28 protein-coding genes are annotated in these 19,195 nt (G+C 61.6%); 3 read left to right on the forward strand and 25 right to left on the reverse strand.

Annotated features, from left to right (window positions below; translation table 11 throughout):
• Positions 1-102: 102 nt before the first annotated feature.
• The 25 genes from rplO to rpsL all read right to left on the reverse strand — a co-directional run bounded on the left by rplO (position 103) and on the right by rpsL (position 14,826).
• Positions 103-636 (reverse strand): 50S ribosomal protein L15, encoded by a 534-nt coding sequence (rplO, locus tag IL54_RS01435; protein ID WP_037472382.1) that lies wholly within the window; start codon positions 634-636, stop codon positions 103-105.
• 134 nt (positions 637-770) lie between these two features.
• Entirely contained in the window at positions 771-950 is a 180-nt protein-coding gene (gene rpmD / locus IL54_RS01440; RefSeq protein ID WP_037472383.1) for a 50S ribosomal protein L30, read from the reverse strand.
• A 5-nt stretch (positions 951-955) separates the two neighbouring features.
• Entirely contained in the window at positions 956-1,696 is a 741-nt protein-coding gene (rpsE, locus tag IL54_RS01445) for a 30S ribosomal protein S5 (protein ID WP_037472384.1), read from the reverse strand.
• A 2-nt stretch (positions 1,697-1,698) separates the two neighbouring features.
• On the reverse strand, positions 1,699-2,052 hold the full coding sequence (gene rplR, locus IL54_RS01450) for a 50S ribosomal protein L18 (RefSeq protein ID WP_037472385.1): 354 nt from the start codon (positions 2,050-2,052) through the stop codon (positions 1,699-1,701).
• Between the two features lies 1 nt (position 2,053).
• Positions 2,054-2,587: a 50S ribosomal protein L6 gene (gene rplF, locus IL54_RS01455; RefSeq protein WP_037472386.1), complete on the reverse strand. Its 534-nt coding sequence runs from the start codon at positions 2,585-2,587 to the stop codon at positions 2,054-2,056.
• Positions 2,587-2,982, reverse strand: coding sequence for a 30S ribosomal protein S8 (gene rpsH, locus IL54_RS01460; protein WP_037472387.1), 396 nt, complete (start codon positions 2,980-2,982; stop codon positions 2,587-2,589). The genes rplF and rpsH overlap by 1 nt, the downstream gene beginning before the upstream one ends.
• Positions 2,983-2,994: 12 nt before the next feature.
• Complete coding sequence (rpsN, locus tag IL54_RS01465; RefSeq protein ID WP_037472388.1) at positions 2,995-3,300, reverse strand: 30S ribosomal protein S14; 306 nt, start codon at positions 3,298-3,300, stop codon at positions 2,995-2,997.
• 52 nt (positions 3,301-3,352) lie between these two features.
• Positions 3,353-3,925 (reverse strand): 50S ribosomal protein L5, encoded by a 573-nt coding sequence (gene rplE, locus IL54_RS01470; RefSeq protein ID WP_037472389.1) that lies wholly within the window; start codon positions 3,923-3,925, stop codon positions 3,353-3,355.
• The gene (rplX, locus tag IL54_RS01475) at positions 3,925-4,236 is read right to left on the reverse strand and encodes a 50S ribosomal protein L24 (RefSeq protein ID WP_037472390.1); all 312 of its coding nucleotides are present in this window, start codon (positions 4,234-4,236) and stop codon (positions 3,925-3,927) included. Before rplX ends, rplE begins: the two co-directional genes overlap by 1 nt.
• Positions 4,236-4,604 carry a 50S ribosomal protein L14 gene (gene rplN, locus IL54_RS01480; protein ID WP_007686569.1) on the reverse strand — a complete coding sequence of 123 codons (369 nt, stop codon included), beginning with the start codon at positions 4,602-4,604 and terminating at the stop codon, positions 4,236-4,238. Before rplN ends, rplX begins: the two co-directional genes overlap by 1 nt.
• Positions 4,605-4,804: 200 nt before the next feature.
• The gene (rpsQ, locus tag IL54_RS01485; RefSeq protein ID WP_037472391.1) at positions 4,805-5,068 is read right to left on the reverse strand and encodes a 30S ribosomal protein S17; all 264 of its coding nucleotides are present in this window, start codon (positions 5,066-5,068) and stop codon (positions 4,805-4,807) included.
• Positions 5,069-5,080: 12 nt separating this feature from the next.
• Complete coding sequence (gene rpmC / locus IL54_RS01490; RefSeq protein ID WP_037472392.1) at positions 5,081-5,290, reverse strand: 50S ribosomal protein L29; 210 nt, start codon at positions 5,288-5,290, stop codon at positions 5,081-5,083.
• 3 nt (positions 5,291-5,293) lie between these two features.
• Positions 5,294-5,725, reverse strand: coding sequence for a 50S ribosomal protein L16 (gene rplP / locus IL54_RS01495; protein WP_037472393.1), 432 nt, complete (start codon positions 5,723-5,725; stop codon positions 5,294-5,296).
• 21 nt (positions 5,726-5,746) lie between these two features.
• Positions 5,747-6,442 carry a 30S ribosomal protein S3 gene (rpsC, locus tag IL54_RS01500; protein WP_037472395.1) on the reverse strand — a complete coding sequence of 232 codons (696 nt, stop codon included), beginning with the start codon at positions 6,440-6,442 and terminating at the stop codon, positions 5,747-5,749.
• Between the two features lie 4 nt (positions 6,443-6,446).
• The gene (rplV, locus tag IL54_RS01505) at positions 6,447-6,833 is read right to left on the reverse strand and encodes a 50S ribosomal protein L22 (RefSeq protein WP_037472396.1); all 387 of its coding nucleotides are present in this window, start codon (positions 6,831-6,833) and stop codon (positions 6,447-6,449) included.
• Positions 6,833-7,108, reverse strand: coding sequence for a 30S ribosomal protein S19 (gene rpsS / locus IL54_RS01510; protein WP_037472398.1), 276 nt, complete (start codon positions 7,106-7,108; stop codon positions 6,833-6,835). Before rpsS ends, rplV begins: the two co-directional genes overlap by 1 nt.
• Before the next feature lie 6 nt (positions 7,109-7,114).
• Positions 7,115-7,951 (reverse strand): 50S ribosomal protein L2, encoded by an 837-nt coding sequence (rplB, locus tag IL54_RS01515; RefSeq protein ID WP_037472400.1) that lies wholly within the window; start codon positions 7,949-7,951, stop codon positions 7,115-7,117.
• Positions 7,952-7,953: 2 nt separating this feature from the next.
• Entirely contained in the window at positions 7,954-8,271 is a 318-nt protein-coding gene (locus tag IL54_RS01520; protein ID WP_037472401.1) for a 50S ribosomal protein L23, read from the reverse strand.
• A complete protein-coding gene (gene rplD / locus IL54_RS01525) occupies positions 8,264-8,887 on the reverse strand; it encodes a 50S ribosomal protein L4 (RefSeq protein ID WP_037472402.1) in 624 nt (207 codons plus the stop codon). The genes IL54_RS01520 and rplD overlap by 8 nt, the downstream gene beginning before the upstream one ends.
• Before the next feature lie 3 nt (positions 8,888-8,890).
• The gene (gene rplC, locus IL54_RS01530) at positions 8,891-9,649 is read right to left on the reverse strand and encodes a 50S ribosomal protein L3 (RefSeq protein WP_037472404.1); all 759 of its coding nucleotides are present in this window, start codon (positions 9,647-9,649) and stop codon (positions 8,891-8,893) included.
• 293 nt (positions 9,650-9,942) lie between these two features.
• The gene (rpsJ, locus tag IL54_RS01535; protein ID WP_007686587.1) at positions 9,943-10,251 is read right to left on the reverse strand and encodes a 30S ribosomal protein S10; all 309 of its coding nucleotides are present in this window, start codon (positions 10,249-10,251) and stop codon (positions 9,943-9,945) included.
• A 144-nt stretch (positions 10,252-10,395) separates the two neighbouring features.
• Positions 10,396-11,586 carry an elongation factor Tu gene (tuf, locus tag IL54_RS01540; RefSeq protein ID WP_037472405.1) on the reverse strand — a complete coding sequence of 397 codons (1,191 nt, stop codon included), beginning with the start codon at positions 11,584-11,586 and terminating at the stop codon, positions 10,396-10,398.
• Positions 11,587-11,723: 137 nt separating this feature from the next.
• On the reverse strand, positions 11,724-13,796 hold the full coding sequence (gene fusA, locus IL54_RS01545) for an elongation factor G (protein ID WP_037472406.1): 2,073 nt from the start codon (positions 13,794-13,796) through the stop codon (positions 11,724-11,726).
• Between the two features lie 172 nt (positions 13,797-13,968).
• Positions 13,969-14,439: a 30S ribosomal protein S7 gene (gene rpsG / locus IL54_RS01550; protein ID WP_037472408.1), complete on the reverse strand. Its 471-nt coding sequence runs from the start codon at positions 14,437-14,439 to the stop codon at positions 13,969-13,971.
• 15 nt (positions 14,440-14,454) lie between these two features.
• A complete protein-coding gene (gene rpsL / locus IL54_RS01555; RefSeq protein WP_026002556.1) occupies positions 14,455-14,826 on the reverse strand; it encodes a 30S ribosomal protein S12 in 372 nt (123 codons plus the stop codon).
• Between the two features lie 366 nt (positions 14,827-15,192).
• Between rpsL and IL54_RS01560 the strand changes: the two genes are divergently transcribed.
• The 3 genes from IL54_RS01560 to IL54_RS01570 all read left to right on the forward strand — a co-directional run bounded on the left by IL54_RS01560 (position 15,193) and on the right by IL54_RS01570 (position 19,178).
• Positions 15,193-17,475 carry a putative bifunctional diguanylate cyclase/phosphodiesterase gene (locus tag IL54_RS01560; protein WP_037472410.1) on the forward strand — a complete coding sequence of 761 codons (2,283 nt, stop codon included), beginning with the start codon at positions 15,193-15,195 and terminating at the stop codon, positions 17,473-17,475.
• Between the two features lie 313 nt (positions 17,476-17,788).
• On the forward strand, positions 17,789-18,820 hold the full coding sequence (locus IL54_RS01565; RefSeq protein WP_156106057.1) for a M23 family metallopeptidase: 1,032 nt from the start codon (positions 17,789-17,791) through the stop codon (positions 18,818-18,820).
• Positions 18,801-19,178 carry a bactofilin family protein gene (locus tag IL54_RS01570; protein WP_037472413.1) on the forward strand — a complete coding sequence of 126 codons (378 nt, stop codon included), beginning with the start codon at positions 18,801-18,803 and terminating at the stop codon, positions 19,176-19,178. Before IL54_RS01565 ends, IL54_RS01570 begins: the two co-directional genes overlap by 20 nt.
• The last annotated feature ends 17 nt before the right edge of the window (positions 19,179-19,195 follow it).

The raw sequence follows: 19,195 nt of genomic DNA on the forward strand, positions 1-19,195 counted from the left end.
GGGAGTTGCCATACCAAGTGGCAAAGACAGTCCCCCGATACGCATGACCCCGCCAACCCATATCGGGCAGCGGGGCCGTGCTTGCAAGTCTGAGACTGCGGCTTACGCCTTCCGGGCAGCCTTGGCAGCGGCCAGCGCCGTGCCCTTCTTGGCCTTCGCCTTGTCGGCGGCCGCGACGACTTCGATCACTTCGACCTTGCCACCGGCCTTTTCGACGGCTTCCAGCGCACCCTTCGACGCGCCGGAAACCAAGAAGCTGACCTTCGCGGTCAGTTCGCCCTTGGCGAGCAGACGGACGCCATCCTTGCCACCACGGGCAAGCGCAGCGGCCTTGAGCGCGGCATGGTCGATGGTCGCGTTGGCGTCCAGCTTGCCGGCGTCGATCGCCTTCTGCACCGCGCCCAGGTTCACGATCGCGAAATCGCTGGCGAAGATGTTGTTGAAGCCGCGCTTAGGGATGCGCATGTGGAGCGGCATCTGGCCGCCTTCGAAGCCGTTGATGGCAACGCCCGAACGCGCCTTGGCACCCTTCTGGCCGCGGCCAGCGGTCTTGCCCTTGCCCGAACCGATGCCGCGTCCGACGCGCATACGGCCCTTGCGGGCGCCATCATTATCACGGATGTCATTGAGCTTCATATCGTGCACTCGCTTTCGCTTTGTTCGCGCTGTCCCCAGTGGGAACCTAAAGAGGCCAGGCCGATAGCCCGACCGTCAAAAAAACGAAAGAGGGGTTTCCCCCTCTCCCGCATCATTTCATCGGATCGAAGGGCTTAGCCCTCGACCACTTGCACCATATGGGGCAGCTTCTTGATGGCACCGCGGACTTCCGCCGTGTCTTCCAGTTCCACCACGCGATGCATCTTGCCAAGGCCCAGACCGATCAGAATCTTCTTCTGGTCGGCGGGGCGACGGATCGGCGAACCGATCTGCTTGATCTTGATTGTTGCCATGTCGCTTACTCCACAATCGCTTCGGCGTCAGCCTGCGCGACCTCGACCGAGGCTCCACCGCGATGCAGAAGGTCGGCGACCTTCTTGCCGCGACGCTGCGCCACCGACTTGGGGCTCGTCTGTTCGCTCAGCGCCGCGAAGGTCGCCCGGATCATGTTATAAGGGTTTGACGTGCCGTTCGACTTGGTCACGACGTCTGCGACGCCGAGGCTTTCGAACACGGCGCGCATCGGACCACCGGCGATGATACCGGTACCGGCAGGCGCCGAACGCAGCGTCACCTTGCCCGCACCGAAATGGCCAAGGCCATCATGATGCAGCGTGCGGCCTGCCTTCAGCGGAACGCGAACCATTGCCTTCTTGGCAGCGGCAGTCGCCTTGCTGATGGCTTCAGGCACTTCGCGCGCCTTGCCATGGCCGAAACCGGCCCGGCCCTTGCCGTCGCCGACAACGACCAGCGCCGCAAAGCCGAAGCGCTTGCCGCCCTTGACGGTCTTGCTGACGCGGTTGATGTGGACCAGCTTCTCGATCAGTTCTTCGCCCTGATCTTCGTCACGGTTACCGCCGCGACGATCGTCACGACGACCACGGCCACCGCCGCGATCGCTGCGGTTGCGGTCGCCGCCGCCGCGATTGCCACGACCACGGCCGGGACCACGATTTTCGGTGACTTCCTGAGGCGTCGCTTCAGGAGCCAGGACGGCTGCGGGCTGATTGCCTTCGCCGGTGGTGTTTTCGTCAGCCATGATCAGAACTCCAGCCCGCCCTCACGGGCGGCATCGGCCAGCGCTTTCACGCGGCCATGGAACAGGAAGCCACCACGGTCGAACACGACGCGGGTGACACCGGCAGCGGTCGCCGCAGCGGCGACGCGCTTGCCGACATCGGCAGCGGCTTGCGAGGTAGCGCCGGTTTTGCCGCGCACGTCCTTGTCCAGGGTCGATGCCGCAGCGACGGTCGTACCGGCAGCGTCATCGATGATCTGGGCGTAGATGTGACGACCCGAACGGTGAATGCTCAGGCGCGGGCGGGTGCCCGAAACAGCCTTGAGAGCGGTGCGAACACGGCGACGACGCCGCGCGAAGAGGGAAAGCTTTGCCATCTTACTTCTTCTTCCCTTCCTTGCGGAAGATGAACTCGCCGGCATATTTGATGCCCTTGCCCTTATAAGGCTCAGGCTTGCGCCAGCGACGGATTTCGGCGGCAACCTGGCCGACCTGCTGCTTGTCCATGCCGCTGATCTCGACCGTGGTGTTATCCGGGGTCTTGATCTCGATCCCGTCGGGGATCGCAAAATCGACGTCATGGCTGTAGCCAAGCTGCAGCTTCAGGTTCTTGCCCTGCGAGTTCGCGCGGTAGCCAACGCCGGTGATGAGCAGCTTCTTGGTGAAGCCTTCCGTCACACCGGTGACCAGGTTCTGGATCAGCGTGCGCTGCATGCCCCAGAATGCCCGTGCGGCCTTGGTCTTGTTGGCTGGCTGAACGAGAATGCCTTCGCCTTCCAGCGTATAGCTGATCTCGTCGCGCAGCGGCATGGCCAGGGTGCCCTTGGGCCCCTTGACCGAGAGCTGCCCGCCCTCGATGGTCGCCGTCACCCCATTGGGGATCGCGACCGGCTTTTTACCGATGCGGCTCATTAGAACACCTCCGCCAGCACTTCGCCGCCGACATTCTGGTCGCGCGCTTCCGCGTCGGACAGAACACCCTTAGGCGTCGAGACGATCGTGATACCAAGACCGTTGCGGATCACCGGCAGTTCTTTCGAACCCGAATAGACGCGGCGGCCAGGCTTGGACACGCGGGCGACATGCTTGATAGCAGGCTGCCCTTCGAAATATTTCAGCTCGATGCGCAGGCCAGGGTGCTTGCCGAGATCTTCCTCGGAATAGCCGCGAATATAGCCTTCGCGCTGGAGCACGTCGAGGACGCGGGCGCGCAGCTTGGACGCTGGGGACATAACGCTGTCCTTCTTCGCCTGCTGCCCGTTGCGGATGCGGGTGAGCATATCACCCAGGGGATCGGTCAATGCCATGAGATGATATCCTTACCAGCTCGACTTGGTGACGCCGGGGATCAGGCCCTTATTGGCCAGATCGCGCAGCTGAATACGGCAGAGCCGGAATTTGCGGTAATAAGCGCGCGGGCGCCCCGTCAGTTCGCAGCGGTTACGCACGCGGGTCGGGTTGCCGTTGCGGGGAATTTCCGCCATCTTCAGACGAGCGATCAGACGATCGCTGTCATCGGCCGCGTTGTCATTCGCGATCGCCTTGAGCTTTGCATAACGGCCGGCATATTTCTTAACCAGCTTCTTGCGACGCTCATTCTTGTTGATCGAACTCAGTTTCGCCATGACTTAAGTTCTCTTCCTTAGCTTTAGCGTTGGGAGAGAAGCGGGACCTTGTTCAGGCCGCCTGCTTCTCTTCGAGCGGGAAGGGGAAGCCGAAGAGGCGCAGCAATTCGCGCGCTTCATCGTCCGTCTTCGCCGTGGTGGTCACGATGATGTCCATGCCGCGCACCTTGTCGACACGGTCATAGCTGATCTCTGGGAAGATGATCTGCTCCTTGATACCGAAGGCATAATTGCCACGGCCATCGAAGCTCTTCGGATTGAGACCACGAAAATCGCGGACGCGGGGCAGGGCCACGTTGATCATGCGGTCCAGGAATTCATACATGCGCTCGCGGCGCAGCGTGACCTTGGCACCGATGGGCATGCCTTCACGCAGCTTGAACTGCGCGATCGACTTCTTCGCCTTGGTGATGACCGGCTTCTGGCCAGCGATCAGTTCCATTTCCTCGGCGGCCTGCGTGACCTTCTTCTTGTCCTGGGTCGCTTCGCCCACGCCCATGTTGAGCGTGATCTTGTCGATCTTGGGGACTTCCATGACGTTCTTGTAACCGAATTTCTCGGTCATCGCCTTGGCGATCTCGGCGTCATACAGCGCTTTGGAGCGCGGGATGTACTTATCGGCCATTACAGCACCTCACCGGACTTGACGGCGACACGGACCTTCTTGCCGTCGCGATCCTCGAAACGAACGCGGGTCGGCTTGCCATCCTTGTCGGCGACCGCCACGTTCGAAATGTGGAGCGGCGCGGGCTTGCGCTCGATGCCACCCTGCGGGTTCGACTGGTCGGGCTTGCGATGCTTCGCATGCACGTTGATGCCTTCGATAAGAACCTTGTCGGCCTTGGGCATCACTTGCAGGACAGCGCCGGTACGGCCCTTGTCCTTGCCAGCCAGGACGACGATCTTGTCGCCCTTCTTGATCTTGGCAGCGCTCATTACAGCACCTCAGGAGCGAGCGAGATGATCTTCATGTGCTTCTTGGCGCGCAGTTCGCGAACGACCGGGCCAAAGATACGGGTGCCGATCGGCTCCTCGTTCTTGTTGATAAGCACAGCGGCGTTGCCGTCGAAGCGAATCACGCTGCCATCAGCGCGACGCACGTCCTTGGCGGTACGCACGATGACGGCACGATGCACGTCACCCTTCTTCACCTTGCCGCGAGGCGCTGCTTCCTTGATCGAGACGACGATGATGTCGCCTACGCTCGCGAAGCGACGCTTCGAGCCGCCCAGCACCTTGATGCACTGGACGCGCTTGGCGCCGCTGTTGTCAGCGACGTCAAGATTGGATTGCATCTGGATCATGGATCCGGTTCCTTCTTATTTGGCCTACCGGGACGCTCCAGAAAGGTCTGGCCCAGCGGTTCCGAATTTCGTGCCAAGACTCTGTCGGGTCCTACGCGAAGCGCGGGCCTGTAACCCCTTCTGATCGAAAAGGCCAGCCCCGCGTCGCAATAAGACCCAAATAATCAGTGAGCCTACCCTAAAAGTCCGGGTTTCCGCCTTTAAGCGGCAACCTCCGGCGACTTGTGGGTGTCCACGCGCTCGATGACCTTCCAGGTTTTGAGCTTGGAAATCGGGGCGGTTTCCTCGATGCGGACCGTCTCGCCTTCCTTGTAGACATTGCCCTCGTCATGGGCGTGATATTTCTTCGAACGGCGGATGATCTTGCCGTAGAGCGCATGCTTAACCTTGCGCTCTACACGAACCACCACCGTCTTGTCGGTCTTGTCGGAAACCACCGTTCCCGTCAGCACGCGCTTGGGCATCGTGTGTTTCCTTTACTTCGCGGTCGCAGCCGAGCTGTTACGCTCGGTCTGCAAAGTTTTGATCTGCGCGATCGACCGGCGAACTTCCTTGACGCGGCTGGGCTTTTCCAGCTGGTTGGTGGCCGCTTGGAAACGCAGATTGAACTGCTCGCGCTTCAGGTTGTTGAGTTCGGTCGACAGTTCGTCGTCCGTCTTGGTCTTAAGGTCAGCAACATTCGCCATGGCTTAACCCTCCAGGTGCGAGGTGTCGCCGAGGCGGGCAACGACCTTGGTCTTGATGGGCAGCTTCATCGCGGCGCGCGAGAAGGCCTCTGCTGCGAGCGGACCGGGTACGCCGTCCAGTTCGAACAGGATGCGACCCGGCTTGACGCGGGCGGCCCAATATTCGACCGAACCCTTGCCCTTGCCCTGACGGACTTCGGCCGGCTTCTTCGACACAGGCACGTCGGGGAACACGCGGATCCACAAACGACCCTGACGACGGATGTGACGCGTGATCGCGCGGCGAGCCGCTTCGATCTGGCGCGCGGTGATCCGCTCAGGCTCCATGGCCTTGAGACCATAGGAACCGAAGTTCAGAGCGGAACCGCCCTTGGCATCGCCCTTGATCCGGCCCTTGAAGGTCTTGCGGAACTTCATTTTCTTCGGTTGCAGCATGACGCTATACCTACCTTATGTTCAGCGCGCCGGACGCACACCGGAGGTCTGAGCCTCCAGCATGAGCCGGTCGGTGGCCATCGGATCATGGCCCAGAATCTCACCCTTGAAGATCCAGACCTTGATGCCGCACACGCCATAGGCGGTGTGCGCCGTGGCTTCGGCATAGTCGACGTTCGCGCGCAGCGTGTGCAGCGGAACGCGACCTTCGCGATACCATTCGACGCGCGCGATTTCTGCGCCGCCCAGACGGCCGCCGCAGGTGATCTTGATGCCTTCGGCACCCAGACGCAGCGCCGACTGCACAGCCCGCTTCATCGCGCGGCGGAAAGCCACGCGGCGTTCGAGCTGGTCAGCGATACCCTGTGCGACGAGCTTGGAATCGACTTCCGGCTTGCGGATTTCAACGATGTTCAACGACACGTCGGACGTGGTCAGCGCGCTCAGCTTCTTGCGCAGCTTTTCGATATCCGCGCCCTTCTTGCCGATGATGACACCGGGACGGGCAGCATAGACCGACACGCGGCACAGCTTGGCAGGGCGTTCGATGACGACCTTCGAAATCGCGGCCTGCGGCAGCGACTTCATGATGAACTGGCGGATCTTGAGATCTTCCAGCAGCAGGCGGCCATAGTCCGCGCCTTCGGCGTACCAGCGGCTGTCCCAGGTGCGGTTGATCTGAAGACGCAGACCGATCGGATTGCTCTTGTGACCCATGTGCTTACGCCTCCGCTTCTTCGCCAGCTTCACGCACGACGATGCGCACGCGGCTGTAGGGCTTGAGGATCCGGGTCGACTTGCCACGGCCACGCGCATGGAAACGCTTCAGCGTGAACGCCTTGCCTACCGATGCTTCGGCCACGATCAGGGCGTCGACGTCCAGATTATGGTTGTTTTCCGCGTTGGCGATGGCCGAAGCCAGCACCTTGCGCACGTCCACTGCCATCGCCTTCTTGGAGAAGGCCAAGATGTTCAGCGCGTCCTCGACCTTGTGGCCGCGGATGAGCGTGGCAACCAGGTTCAGCTTCTGGGCCGAACCACGGATCTGCGTGCCGACGGCCAGAGCCTCATTGTCGGCGACGCGACGGGGAGCCTTTTCCTTGCTCATTAGCGCTTGCCCTTCTTGTCGGCAGCGTGGCCGGGGAAGAAGCGGGTCGGAGCGAATTCGCCCAGCTTATGACCCACCATATCCTCGTTCACGGACACCGGAACATGCTTGCGGCCGTTATAGACGCTGAACGTCAGGCCAACGAACTGGGGCAGGATGGTGGAACGACGCGACCAAGTCTTGATCGGCGCACGGCCACCGGCTTCCTGCGCGGTTTCTGCCTTCTTCAGAAGGCTGAGGTCCACGAACGGACCTTTCCAGACGGAACGAGCCATCGCGGATTACCTCTTCTTCTTGGCGTGACGCGACCGGATGATCATCTTGTCGGTCGACTTGTTGTGACGGGTGCGGGCACCCTTGGTCGGCTTGCCCCAAGGCGTAACCGGATGACGGCCGCCCGAAGTCCGGCCTTCACCACCACCATGAGGGTGATCGACCGGGTTCTTGGCGACACCGCGCGTCAGCGGGCGGATGCCCTTCCAACGGTTGCGGCCTGCCTTGGCGAGGTTGGTGTTGCCATTGTCGGGGTTGCTGACGGCGCCGATGGTGCCCATGCAATCCGAACGGATGTAACGCTGCTCACCCGAAGACAAGCGGATCATCACCATGCCACGATCACGACCAACGAGCTGGGCATAGGTACCCGCCGAACGGCAGAGCTGTGCGCCCTTGCCCGGCTTCATCTCGATATTGTGGATGATCGTGCCAACCGGCATCTGACCCAGTTCCATCGCGTTGCCCGGCTTCACGTCGGTCTTCTTGCCCGCGATGACCTTGTCACCAGGAGCGAGGCGCTGCGGCGCGATGATATAGGCCTGCGTACCGTCGGGATAGTTGACCAGCGCGATGAACGCGGTACGGTTGGGGTCATATTCCAGACGCTCGACCGTACCTTCGACATCCCACAAGCGACGCTTGAAATCGATGATACGATAGCGCTGCTTATGACCGCCACCGATACCACGCGAGGTCACATGACCCTTGTTGTTGCGGCCACCGGTCTTGCGCTTGCCTTCGGTCAGCGCCTTGACGGGCTTGCCCTTGTGCAGGCTGGACTTGTCGACGAGAATGAGGCCGCGCTGGGCGGGGCTCGTCGGGTTATAATGCTTCAGCGCCATGGTTAGCGCACTCCCTCGGTGATGTCGATCGACTGGCCTTCGGCCAGGCGGACGATCGCCTTCTTGACGTCGGAGCGGGTGTAGGGCTTGCCCTTCCACTTCTTGGTCTTGCCCTTCGTCACGAGCGTATTCACGCTCTTGACGTCGACACCCCAGATCGCTTCGACAGCGGCCTTGATCTCAGGCTTGGAGGCATCGCCCGCCACCTTGAAGACCACAGCGTTGAATTCGCTGAGAAGGGTCGACTTCTCAGTGATGTGCGGGGCGACAACCACGTCATAATGACGGTTGTCGACCGTTGCGGCTTGCTTTTTAGCCATTGAAACGGGCCTCCAGCTTTTCGACAGCGGCGCGGGTGAGCACCAGCGAGTCGGCTTTCAGGATGTCGTAGACATTGGCACCGACGGCCGGCAGCAAGTCCACGCCGATGATGTTGGCCGACGCCTTGGCGAAGCTGATGTTGACCGCGTCGCCGTCGATGAACAGCACCTTGGTCAGGTTCAGCTTGGCAAGATTGGCGACCAGCGCCTTGGTCTTGCCTTCGGCGACGTCGAGGCTGTCGATGATGAACAGCGAACCGTCCTTCACCTTCGACGAGAGCGCCATCTTCAGGCCCAGCGCGCGAACCTTCTTGTTCAGCGAGGGATTGAAGTCACGAACGCGGGCACCGTGGGCTTTACCACCACCGATGAACACCGGCGCGCGGCGATCGCCGTGACGAGCCGTACCGCCGCCCTTCTGGCGACCGAACTTCTTACCCGTGCGGGCAACATCGCTACGCTCGCGGGTGCCGCGGGCCGTACCGCGACGCTTTTCGAGCTGCCAGGTGACGACACGGTGCAGGATGTCGGCGCGGGGCTCGACACCGAATACGGCATCGTTCAGCTCCAGATCGCCAGCTTCCGCTGCGTCGAGGGTCTGTACCTTGACCTTCATGGTTTAGCCCTCCTGGCCTTCGGTCGCTTCCACTGCCGCGACTTCTTCAGCCGGGGTATCAGCGGGAGCGCTGTCGTTGCTGTTGTCAGCCTTTTTCAGGCTGGCGGGATAGGGAACGTCGGCCGGACGGGGCACCTTGACGGCATCCTTGACGGTCAGCCAGGTGCCCTTGGCACCGGGCACGCTGCCCTTGACGAACAGCAGACCGCGCTCGACGTCCGTGCGGACGATTTCGAGGTTCTGCTGCGTGCGTTCACGATCACCCATATGACCGGCCATCTTCTTGTTCTTGAAGACGCGGCCTGGATCCTGACGGTTACCCGTCGAACCATGGGCACGGTGACTGATCGACACGCCGTGGGTGGCGCGCATACCGCCGAAGCCCCAACGCTTCATAGCGCCGGCAAAGCCCTTACCCTGGGTGTGACCCGACACATCGACGAGCTGGCCGTCGATGAAATGATCCGCGGCGATTTCCACGCCGACATCGAGGAGTGCATCCTCGGCGACACGGAATTCTACCAGACGCGCCTTCGGCTCCACTTCCGCCTTGGCGAAGTGACCGCGCTGCGGCTTGGCGACATTCTTAACCTTCGCTACGCCGGCACCCAGCTGCACGGCAATATAGCCGTCGCTGTCCACATCCTTGCGAGCCACGACCTGGTTGCCTTCAAGGGCCAGAACCGTAACCGGCACGTGACGCCCGTCCTCTTGGAACAGGCGGGTCATCCCGACTTTCTTAGCGATCACGCCAGTGCGCATGATCCATACTCCCAATAGAGGCCCGCCTAAGCCTTAAAAAGAAACTGACGCCGGCGGGCGTATCCAACGAAAAAAACCGCTCGGGATCATTCCCTAGCGGCCAACCCAAATATGCAGATCACCCCGTCCGGGTTGGATGCCAACCCCTCTCGGGACCAGCGACGGGGGACCAGAACCACAGACTTGCCAGTTGCCCGGCGCTGTGCGGTATCCCTTGTGTCGTGTGAGCTTCCAGTTTCCCGGAATACCCGATACCCTGCCGACTTGTTACAGAAGGCAGGGACTTGCTCGCCTTAGGCCAGCTTGATTTCTACGTTCACGCCGGCAGCCAGGTCCAGCTTCATCAGCGCATCGACCGTCTGCGGCGTCGGCTGCACAATGTCAAGCATACGCTTGTAGGTGCGAACCTCAAACTGCTCGCGCGACTTCTTGTCGATGTGCGGACCACGGTTGACCGTGAACTTTTCGATGCGCGTCGGAAGGGGAATGGGACCGCGGATGAGAGCGCCAGTGCGGCGTGCGGTGTCGGCGATGTCGCCGGTCGCCTGATCAAGCACGCGATGATCGAACGCCTTAAGGCGAATGCGGATGTTGCTGTCCATATTCCTGTACCGATGCGAAAGAGCCAAAAAACAACCGCCTCTTAATCTGTCCTTCTAGCTCGCTAGAGCCGGAGAAAGACGATCCGAGGCGGTAAAAATCCGAGCGGCGCGAATCAGGCGATTCGCGCCGCTGCGGTGCCTATATTACTTCGAGATCGTGCCGACAACCCCTGCGCCGACGGTACGACCGCCTTCACGGATGGCAAAGCGCAGACCTGGGTCCATCGCGATGGGCGCGATCAGCTTGACGCCGAGCTTCACGTTGTCGCCAGGCATGACCATCTCGGTGCCCTCAGGCAGGATGACTTCGCCGGTGACGTCCGTGGTGCGGAAGTAGAACTGCGGACGATAGTTGGCAAAGAACGGCGTGTGACGGCCACCCTCTTCCTTCGACAGCACGTACACTTCAGCGTCGAACTCGGTGTGCGGCATGACCGAACCGGGCTTGGCCAGAACCTGGCCACGCTCGACGTCTTCACGACCAACGCCACGAACCAGCGCGCCGATATTGTCGCCTGCACGACCTTCGTCGAGCAGCTTGCGGAACATTTCAACGCCCGTGACCGTGGTCTTGCGGGTGTCGCGAATGCCGACGATTTCGACTTCTTCGCCAACCTTGACGATGCCGGTTTCGACGCGGCCGGTGACGACGGTGCCGCGACCGGAGATCGAGAACACGTCTTCGATCGGCATCAGGAAGGGCTTGTCGATCGGACGCTCAGGCTGCGGGATCCAGCTGTCAACGGCAGCCATCAGCTTCAGCACGGCGTCATGGCCGATTTCGGGGGTCTTGTCCTGCAGCGCGGCAACGGCCGAACCGGGGATGACGGGGATGTTGTCGCCGTCGAAATCATAGCTGCTCAGCAGCTCGCGGATTTCCAGCTCGACCAGTTCCAGAATTTCGGCGTCGTCAACGAGGTCGACCTTGTTCATGAACACGACGAGCTGGGGAACGCCGACCTGCTTGGCGAGCAGAATGTGCTCACGGGTCTGCGGCATCGGGCCGTCGGTGGCCGACACGACCAGGATCGCGCCGTCCATCTGCGCCGCACCGGTGATCATGTTCTTCACATAGTCAGCGTGACCGGGGCAGTCGACGTGCGCATAGTGGCGCGCTTCGGTTTCATATTCGACGTGCGCGGTCGAAATGGTGATGCCGCGCTCGCGCTCTTCAGGCGCCTTGTCGATGTTGTCGTAGCTGGTGAACGTGGCGCCGCCGGTTTCGGCCAGCACCTTGGTGATCGCTGCGGTCAGCGAGGTCTTGCCATGGTCGACGTGACCGATGGTGCCGATGTTGCAGTGCGGCTTATTCCGCTCAAACTTAGCCTTAGCCATTTTATCCTACCTTCTAATCAAAATCAGCTTGGGTCTGACCGCTCGGCCGCGCCTCGCGAAGGCGCGTCCATAGCAGCAAATTTGCAGATTACCAGCCCCTAACCGAGCCGCTTGCACGGCTCGGCCGGGGAAATTCATCAGGCCATCTTCGCCTTGACTTCGTCCGCGACATTCTGCGGCACTTCATCATAGTGCGAGAAGGTCATCGAATAGTTCGCACGCCCCTGGGTGAACGAACGCAGCGAGTTCACATAGCCGAACATGTTGGCCAGCGGGACCATCGCTTCGACGACCTGTGCATTACCACGGGTGTCGGTGCCCTGGATCTGGCCACGACGGCTGTTCATATCACCGATCACGTCGCCCAAATATTCTTCGGGGCTGACGACTTCGACCTTCATGATCGGTTCGAGCAGCGTGATGCCCGACTTCTGCGCGACTTCACGCATCGCTGCGCGACCGGTGATTTCGAACGCCAGGGCCGACGAGTCGACGTCATGATAGGCGCCGTCATACAGGTTGATTTCGAAATCGATGATCGGGAAGCCGATGAGCGAGCCGGTAGCGGCCGTTTCGCGCATGCCCTTTTCGATCGCCGGGATATATTCCTTGGGAATATTACCGCCCTTGATCTCATCCTTGAAGATGATGCCCGCGCCGCGCTCGCCCGGCGTGACCTTCACCTTGATGCGGCCGAACTGGCCGGTGCCGCCCGACTGCTTCTTATGGGTATAGTCGACGTCGACGGCCTTCTTGAGATATTCGCGATAGGCCACCTGCGGCGCACCGACATTCGCCTCGACCTTGAACTCGCGCTTCATGCGGTCGACCAGGATTTCGAGGTGAAGCTCGCCCATGCCCTTGATGATGGTCTGGCCCGATTCGTGATCGGTCGAAACGCGGAAGGACGGATCCTCGGCGGCCAGACGATTGAGCGCGACGCCCATCTTTTCCTGGTCGGCCTTGGTCTTGGGTTCCACCGACAATTCGATGACCGGCTCAGGGAATTCCATCCGTTCCAGGATGATCGGCTGGCGCTCGGCGCACAGCGTATCCCCGGTGGTGGTTTCCTTCATGCCGGCCAGCGCAACGATGTCGCCGGCATAAGCCGCATCGATATCTTCACGGCTGTTGGCATGCATCAGCAGCATGCGGCCGATCTTTTCCTTCTTGTCCTTGACCGAGTTCAGATAGGTGCCCTTGGTCAGGGTGCCGGAATAGACGCGCAGGAAGGTGAGCGAGCCGACGAACGGATCGTTCATGATCTTGAACGCCAGGCCAGCGAACGGCGCATCATCTGCGGTCGCACGGCTGTCGGGCTGGTCGTTGTCGGGGTTGATGCCCTGCACGTCCTCAATGTCGAGCGGCGAAGGCAGATAGTCGACGACCGCGTCGAGCAGGGGCTGAACGCCCTTGTTCTTGAACGCCGAACCACACAGCACGGGGACGAACGACTGGGCCAGCGTGCCCTTGCGGATCAGCTTCTTGAGCGTCGCGACGTCGGGCAGATTGCCTTCGAGATAGGCTTCCATCGCCTCGTCGTCCTGCTCGACGGCCAGTTCGATCAGCTTTTCGCGATATTCGGCAGCCTTGTCGGCGAGATCGTCGGGAATTTCCTCATAGGAGAATTCAGCGCCGAGATTCTCATCCTTCCAGATGATCGCACGGTTTTCGACCAGATCGACCAGACCCTTGAACTCGCTCTCTGCACCGATGGGGAGATACAGAACGGCGGGGATGGCACCCAGGCGATCGATGATCGTCTGCACGCAATAATAGAAATTGGCGCCGGTACGGTCGAGCTTGTTGATGAAGCACATCCGCGGAACCTTATACTTGTCCGCCTGGCGCCACACCGTTTCCGACTGCGGCTCAACGCCCGCAACGCCGTCGAACGCGGCGACCGCGCCATCGAGCACGCGCAGCGAACGCTCGACTTCGATGGTGAAGTCGACGTGGCCGGGGGTGTCGATGATGTTCAGGCGGTGGTCGTTCCAGATGCAGGTGGTCGCAGCCGACGTGATGGTGATACCACGCTCCTGCTCCTGTTCCATCCAGTCCATCGTGGCGGCGCCGTCATGGACTTCGCCGATCTTGTAGGACTTGCCGGTGTAGTAAAGGATACGCTCGGTCGTCGTGGTTTTGCCGGCGTCAATATGCGCCATGATACCAAAATTACGATAGCGTTCGAGCGGATGGCTGCGGGCCATGATGCTTCTCCGTTGCCGGCGCACCGGCGGTTGGGGATTCGAGTTCTTGGGTGGCCCCTAAACCAATCCGTCCGCCATGGGTAGAGACCCCTGACGAACGGACCAATTTTTGAAACCGGACAGCGAAGCGGACATTGGAAACGCCCGCCTGCCTTTTACCAGTAGCGGTATGTTACCAGCGATAGTGCGAGAAGGCACGGTTGGCTTCGGCCATCCGGTGCGTATCTTCGCGCTTCTTGACGGCATTGCCGCGATTGTTGGCGGCGTCCATCAGCTCACCCGACAGGCGCGCGGCCATCGTGGTTTCGCTGCGGTTGCGCGCGGCGGTGATCAGCCAACGGATGGCCAACGCCTGCGAGCGTTCGGGACGCACTTCGACGGGAACCTGATAGGTCGCACCGCCAACGCGGCGGCTGCGAACTTCGATGCCCGGCTTGATGTTGTTCAGCGCGTCATGGAACATGCCGATCGGGTCCTTCTTGGCGCGGGTCTCGACAGTTTCGAGAGCGCCATAGACGATGGACTCAGCAACGGCTTTCTTACCGTCCTGCATGATCGAGTTCATGAACTTGGACAGCACGATATCGCCATATTTGGGATCGGGCAGGATGATGCGCTTTTCGGGGCGACGACGACGTGACATATTCTTGGTCTCCCCTTACTTCGGACGCTTCGCGCCGTACTTCGAACGGCTCTGCTTACGATCCTTGACGCCCTGGGTATCCAGAACGCCGCGAAGAACGTGATAGCGCACGCCGGGAAGATCGCGGACACGACCGCCACGGATCAAAACAACGCTATGTTCCTGAAGGTTATGGCCTTCACCGGGGATGTAGGTGATGACTTCGCGCTGGTTGACCAGACGCACCTTCGCCACCTTGCGGAGCGCCGAGTTCGGCTTCTTCGGAGTCGTCGTGTAGACGCGGGTGCAAACGCCACGCTTTTGCGGGTTCGCATCCATGGCAGGGACCTTGGACTTGGCCTTCTGCGGTTCGCGGCCCTTGCGGACCAGCTGGTTGATTGTTGGCATGAAGCCCTTCACCTTTTTCAGTTACTTTACCGTGGCATCCCCGTGTTGCGAGCCGCTTGGAAAACAGACGTCATCCAAACAGCAAAGGCCCCGGTGGGCATAAAACCCCCCTGGAGCCGCAAGAGCACCCGGCAATGTTCAGCTCTAATAGCACCCAGCAATGGCGAGAAAAGACGAGTCTCGACGCGACAGGTCGCTGGGCAGCCGGGCCTATAGCCCTGCGCGGGCAAAGGGTCAAGCGTCGCGACGGGGCGGCGCTACACCCGTGATTTTCCGTGCCTCGCCCCGGCGTGGTTAGGGTTTTGATAACCCTGTCGCGCCTATTTTTCGGGCCAATCACCCATATGGTGTTTCTATGGACAAAATGTGACGGACATCTCCCCCTATACCGGTGAATTTTGCGACCCTGCCCGCGAACGCCTCTTTCAGGAAGGGCGCTTGCGCGAGTCGCGCGGGCACGCCCAAATCCTGTTCGCGCTATCGGCCGTCCTCAATACCCTGTTCCTGATGAGCGACTGGCGCTTTGCCGGAACCGATCATTTCTGGGTTGCGGTGCCTGCGCGCATCGTCGTCATCCTCTGGTCGCTGGCCTGCCTCTCGGTCAGCCATCGTATGACCAGCTTCCGCGCGGTCGAACGCATCTGCTTTGCCTGGCAGGCGGTCATCGCCGTCGGTGTCGCCTTCCTCGTCAGTTCGCGCAGCGACATAGCCGTCTTCGTGCTGGTTATGCTTCCGCTGGTCTTCTACCTCGTCGTGCCGACCAGCTTTCGCGGCAATGTCGGTGGCGGGCTGGCCTGCGGCATCGCGCTGTTGATCGGCTATCTGACCCCCGCCCCGCTGTCGGCCACCGTGCCTGGCATGATCCTGGCGATGGTGATGCTGCATTTCGGCATGTGGATCGCGATCGCGCGTGGTAATCGGCTCCAGCGCAAGGAATGGAAGGCTGGCCTCGCCGCGCGCGAAGCCCAGGCTGCGCTCGCCAACAGCCGGGATACGCTGGAACATATGTTCATGGCCGTCCCCCTGCCGCTGCTAGTGACACGCTATGACGGCAGCATCGTGCGGATCAACCGCGCCGCACTGGAGGCGCATGCGGCTGGCGGCCCAGTTTCGCTGACCAATGTCGAGCAAACCTATGTCGATCTGCCGGTACGCGACGATCTGTTCGCCCGGCTGCGACAGGGGGAGGCGATCGATAATTTCGAATGCCGTCTGCGCCGTGGTGATGGCGCCATTCGCAATGCGTTGCTGTCGTCCCGGCCCATCGTGATCGACGATGAAGCCTGCTTCATGACCAGCGTGGTCGACATCACCGAACGCAAGGAAATCGAACAGAATCTGGAACGGCTGGCGATGTCGGATGCGCTGACAGGCCTGGCGAACCGCGCGCATTTCATGGCAGCGGTGACGCAGGCGACCGCCGCGCCGACCAAGAGGGCGCAACTGGCCGTGCTGTTGATCGACCTGGACGAGTTCAAGCGCGTGAATGATACGGCCGGTCATGACGCTGGCGATGCCCTGCTGTGCGCCGTGGCCGGACGCTTGCGGCACGCGCTGCGCCCCGGCGATCTGGTGGCGCGCATGGGCGGGGACGAATTTGCCGTGCTGCTGACCCGCCTGCCCGACGCCGAGTCGGTGCAACCGATATTGCGCCGTATCACCGAGCATCTTCACGCCCCGCTCAGCTATCGTGGGCGGCCGATGGAATGCCGGGTGAGCATCGGCGTCGCGCTGTTCCCCGACCATGGCGACGATGTCACCGCTCTGGTCAAACATGCCGACATCGCCCTCTATCATGCCAAGAATAGCGGGCGGGGCCGCGCAACGCTGTTCGGTCCTGAATTGCTGGAAAGCTGGGAGCGTGAGGCCGCAATGCTGGACCGGGCGCGCCATATCCTGGCGCATGAGCGGCCCTGCCCCTGGTATCAGCCCAAGATCGCGCTCGATAGCGGGGCGATCGTCGGGTTCGAAGCGCTGTTCCGCTGCCCGACCGCGGACGGCAAAGTCATTATGCCCGGCGAGATCGCATCCGCCTTCGAACATCCTGAACTTGGCCCCATCATCACCATGATGATGATCGACCGCATCATCGCCGATTGCGTGCGCTGGCGCGACGCGGGCGTGACGGTCGGCCCCATTGCGTTCAACGGGTCCGGCGCGGACCTGAACGACGATGCCTTTGCCGATCGCCTGCTGCAACGGCTGGCGGATGCGGGCCTGCCGCCTTCGACGGTGGAACTGGAAGTGACCGAATCGGTCTTTTTGGGCCGCAACGCCGAACGGGTCGGGCGCGCCCTCAACCGACTGAGCGATGCCGGGGTCAGCATCGCCCTCGATGATTTCGGCACCGGCTATGCCTCCCTCTCCCATCTCAAACAATTTCCGATCGACATCATCAAGATCGACCAGCGTTTCGTGCGCGACCTGGAAACCGACCCGGATGACGCCGCCATCGTCCGCACCGTCCTCAACCTTGCCTTTAGCCTTGGCATCCGCACGGTGGCGGAAGGGGTCGAGAATAGTCGGCAGGTCGATTATCTGCGGGCGGGCGGATGTCATTATGGGCAGGGCTATCATTTCAGCCCGGCCATACCTGCGGCGGCCGTCACCCGCCTGCTCGCAACGACAGCACAGGCCGATCTCGGCTGAGGCGCGAGTTCAAAAAATCGCATTTATGAGGGAACAAACAATCGCAGGGATCATTTAGTCGCGCGCATCACTCAACTCGTCACGTCTACGTAACGGTGGATTCGCGCGGGTGGCCCGGCTTTGCTATCGGCCCGACTCGAAAAGAGCTACGGGGTCGTCATTGTCGCATCATCGAAAATCGAGGGCAGCTGCTCTCCGGGCACGGCTTGCCGCCTTATGCCCAGAGCGGGAGATTTTCCTGCGATCGGGCGGCCAGGTCCGGTTCCTGCGCATTTCCCGCCGCCTGCAACTCACGACGCTCAGCCTGCTGACGATGGCGCTGGTCGGCTGGGGCGGCATGACGCTGGCGATGATCGCTGACAGCGCGTCGGTGACGCAAGAGCGCGCTGCGCTCGCCGCCAAGAGCAAATCCATCGCGACCGCCGCCAACAAGGTCGAGGGCTATCGCCAGTCGGTCGATGAATTGGCGCAGGATCTGGAAGCCCGGCAGGACTTCATGGACACGCTCTACAAGACCCATTTCGGCGGCGAGGGTGACAAGGACGCGGACATGGTCGCGCCGACCGCCGCCGACACATCCGGCAAGGCGGAGACGCTGACCGCCAAGATCAGCATGGCCCCGGAAGCCGCGCCGCTCGTGCGGCTGGAAGAGCGCCAGCGCCGTTTCGCCCTGCTGCTGACCGCTGCTGTAGAACGTCGCGCGGACAAGGCAGCGGCGGCGATTCGCAGCTTCGGCCTCAACCCCGACCAGCTCGCTCGCACCGCCGCGCGCGCCCAGGGTGGCCCCTTCGTTCCGTGGAAGGGCAGCAAGGGCGCCATGACCGGCGAGTTGGAACATCTGGCCGATGCCCTAACGCGAATGGAGTTTCTGGAACGCAGCCTGCTGTCGATCCCGTCGGGCAGGCCGACCATGGCGCCGATGGAAACCAGTTCCTACGGCTATCGCCGCGATCCGTTCAACGGCCACGCCGCTTTCCACGCCGGCATGGATTTCCCCGGCCGTCATGGCCAGCCGATCGTCGCGGCCGCGCCAGGCAAGGTGCGGTATGTCGGCCAGCGGCAGGGCTATGGCAATGTGGTCGAGGTCGATCATGGCAACGGCCTGATGACTCGTTATGCCCATTTGTCACGCTTTGCCGCCAAGGTAGGCGAGGCGGTGGCGCGGGGCGACACGATCGGCGGCATGGGGTCGACCGGCCGTTCGACCGGCACCCATCTCCATTTCGAGGTCCGGCAAAATGACCGGCCCATCAACCCTCGCCGTTTTCTGGAGGCTGCCCAGGATGTTCTCCAAGTCCAGCAAATCGCCAAGGCCCGTTTCGCCGATGTCGGCAACCGGGGCTAAAAACACCCCCTTCTCGCTGATCGGCGGCGACGTCACGATCAGCGGCAACGTCACCGCGTCGGTCGATCTGCATGTCGATGGCGTGGTGGATGGCGATATTAGCTGCGCCGCGCTGGTCCAGGGGGCCGAGAGCCGCATCATCGGTCATGTCACCGCGCAAAGCGCGCGCCTGGCAGGCCTTGTCGATGGATCGATCACGGCGGACGAGTTGGTGGTCGAGCGCAGCGCGCGGATCACCGGTGATGTTCGTTATGAGCGCATCACGATCGAGGCGGGCAGCCGGATCGACGGCCATTTTGCGCATAAGGACAATGCGCCTGCCGCCGAACTCAAGCTGATCGCCAACGAGAGCGCCTAACGTCATTTGTCATTGGA

The organism is Sphingobium sp. ba1, assembly GCF_000743655.1.
Classification (GTDB): Bacteria; Pseudomonadota; Alphaproteobacteria; order Sphingomonadales; family Sphingomonadaceae; genus Sphingobium.

Coding starts and splice junctions, on each gene's coding strand:
- rplO (WP_037472382.1), bottom strand. CDS start 636: ATGAAGCTCAATGACATCCGTGATAATGATGGCGCCCGCAAGGGCCGT.
- rpmD (WP_037472383.1), bottom strand. CDS start 950: ATGGCAACAATCAAGATCAAGCAGATCGGTTCGCCGATCCGTCGCCCC.
- rpsE (WP_037472384.1), bottom strand. CDS start 1,696: ATGGCTGACGAAAACACCACCGGCGAAGGCAATCAGCCCGCAGCCGTC.
- rplR (WP_037472385.1), bottom strand. CDS start 2,052: ATGGCAAAGCTTTCCCTCTTCGCGCGGCGTCGTCGCCGTGTTCGCACC.
- rplF (WP_037472386.1), bottom strand. CDS start 2,587: ATGAGCCGCATCGGTAAAAAGCCGGTCGCGATCCCCAATGGGGTGACG.
- rpsH (WP_037472387.1), bottom strand. CDS start 2,982: ATGGCATTGACCGATCCCCTGGGTGATATGCTCACCCGCATCCGCAAC.
- rpsN (WP_037472388.1), bottom strand. CDS start 3,300: ATGGCGAAACTGAGTTCGATCAACAAGAATGAGCGTCGCAAGAAGCTG.
- rplE (WP_037472389.1), bottom strand. CDS start 3,925: ATGGCCGATAAGTACATCCCGCGCTCCAAAGCGCTGTATGACGCCGAG.
- rplX (WP_037472390.1), bottom strand. CDS start 4,236: ATGAGCGCTGCCAAGATCAAGAAGGGCGACAAGATCGTCGTCCTGGCT.
- rplN (WP_007686569.1), bottom strand. CDS start 4,604: ATGATCCAGATGCAATCCAATCTTGACGTCGCTGACAACAGCGGCGCC.
- rpsQ (WP_037472391.1), bottom strand. CDS start 5,068: ATGCCCAAGCGCGTGCTGACGGGAACGGTGGTTTCCGACAAGACCGAC.
- rpmC (WP_037472392.1), bottom strand. CDS start 5,290: ATGGCGAATGTTGCTGACCTTAAGACCAAGACGGACGACGAACTGTCG.
- rplP (WP_037472393.1), bottom strand. CDS start 5,725: ATGCTGCAACCGAAGAAAATGAAGTTCCGCAAGACCTTCAAGGGCCGG.
- rpsC (WP_037472395.1), bottom strand. CDS start 6,442: ATGGGTCACAAGAGCAATCCGATCGGTCTGCGTCTTCAGATCAACCGC.
- rplV (WP_037472396.1), bottom strand. CDS start 6,833: ATGAGCAAGGAAAAGGCTCCCCGTCGCGTCGCCGACAATGAGGCTCTG.
- rpsS (WP_037472398.1), bottom strand. CDS start 7,108: ATGGCTCGTTCCGTCTGGAAAGGTCCGTTCGTGGACCTCAGCCTTCTG.
- rplB (WP_037472400.1), bottom strand. CDS start 7,951: ATGGCGCTGAAGCATTATAACCCGACGAGCCCCGCCCAGCGCGGCCTC.
- IL54_RS01520 (WP_037472401.1), bottom strand. CDS start 8,271: ATGGCTAAAAAGCAAGCCGCAACGGTCGACAACCGTCATTATGACGTG.
- rplD (WP_037472402.1), bottom strand. CDS start 8,887: ATGAAGGTCAAGGTACAGACCCTCGACGCAGCGGAAGCTGGCGATCTG.
- rplC (WP_037472404.1), bottom strand. CDS start 9,649: ATGCGCACTGGCGTGATCGCTAAGAAAGTCGGGATGACCCGCCTGTTC.
- rpsJ (WP_007686587.1), bottom strand. CDS start 10,251: ATGGACAGCAACATCCGCATTCGCCTTAAGGCGTTCGATCATCGCGTG.
- tuf (WP_037472405.1), bottom strand. CDS start 11,586: ATGGCTAAGGCTAAGTTTGAGCGGAATAAGCCGCACTGCAACATCGGC.
- fusA (WP_037472406.1), bottom strand. CDS start 13,796: ATGGCCCGCAGCCATCCGCTCGAACGCTATCGTAATTTTGGTATCATG.
- rpsG (WP_037472408.1), bottom strand. CDS start 14,439: ATGTCACGTCGTCGTCGCCCCGAAAAGCGCATCATCCTGCCCGATCCC.
- rpsL (WP_026002556.1), bottom strand. CDS start 14,826: ATGCCAACAATCAACCAGCTGGTCCGCAAGGGCCGCGAACCGCAGAAG.
- IL54_RS01565 (WP_156106057.1), top strand. CDS start 17,789: ATGGCGCTGGTCGGCTGGGGCGGCATGACGCTGGCGATGATCGCTGAC.
- IL54_RS01570 (WP_037472413.1), top strand. CDS start 18,801: ATGTCGGCAACCGGGGCTAAAAACACCCCCTTCTCGCTGATCGGCGGC.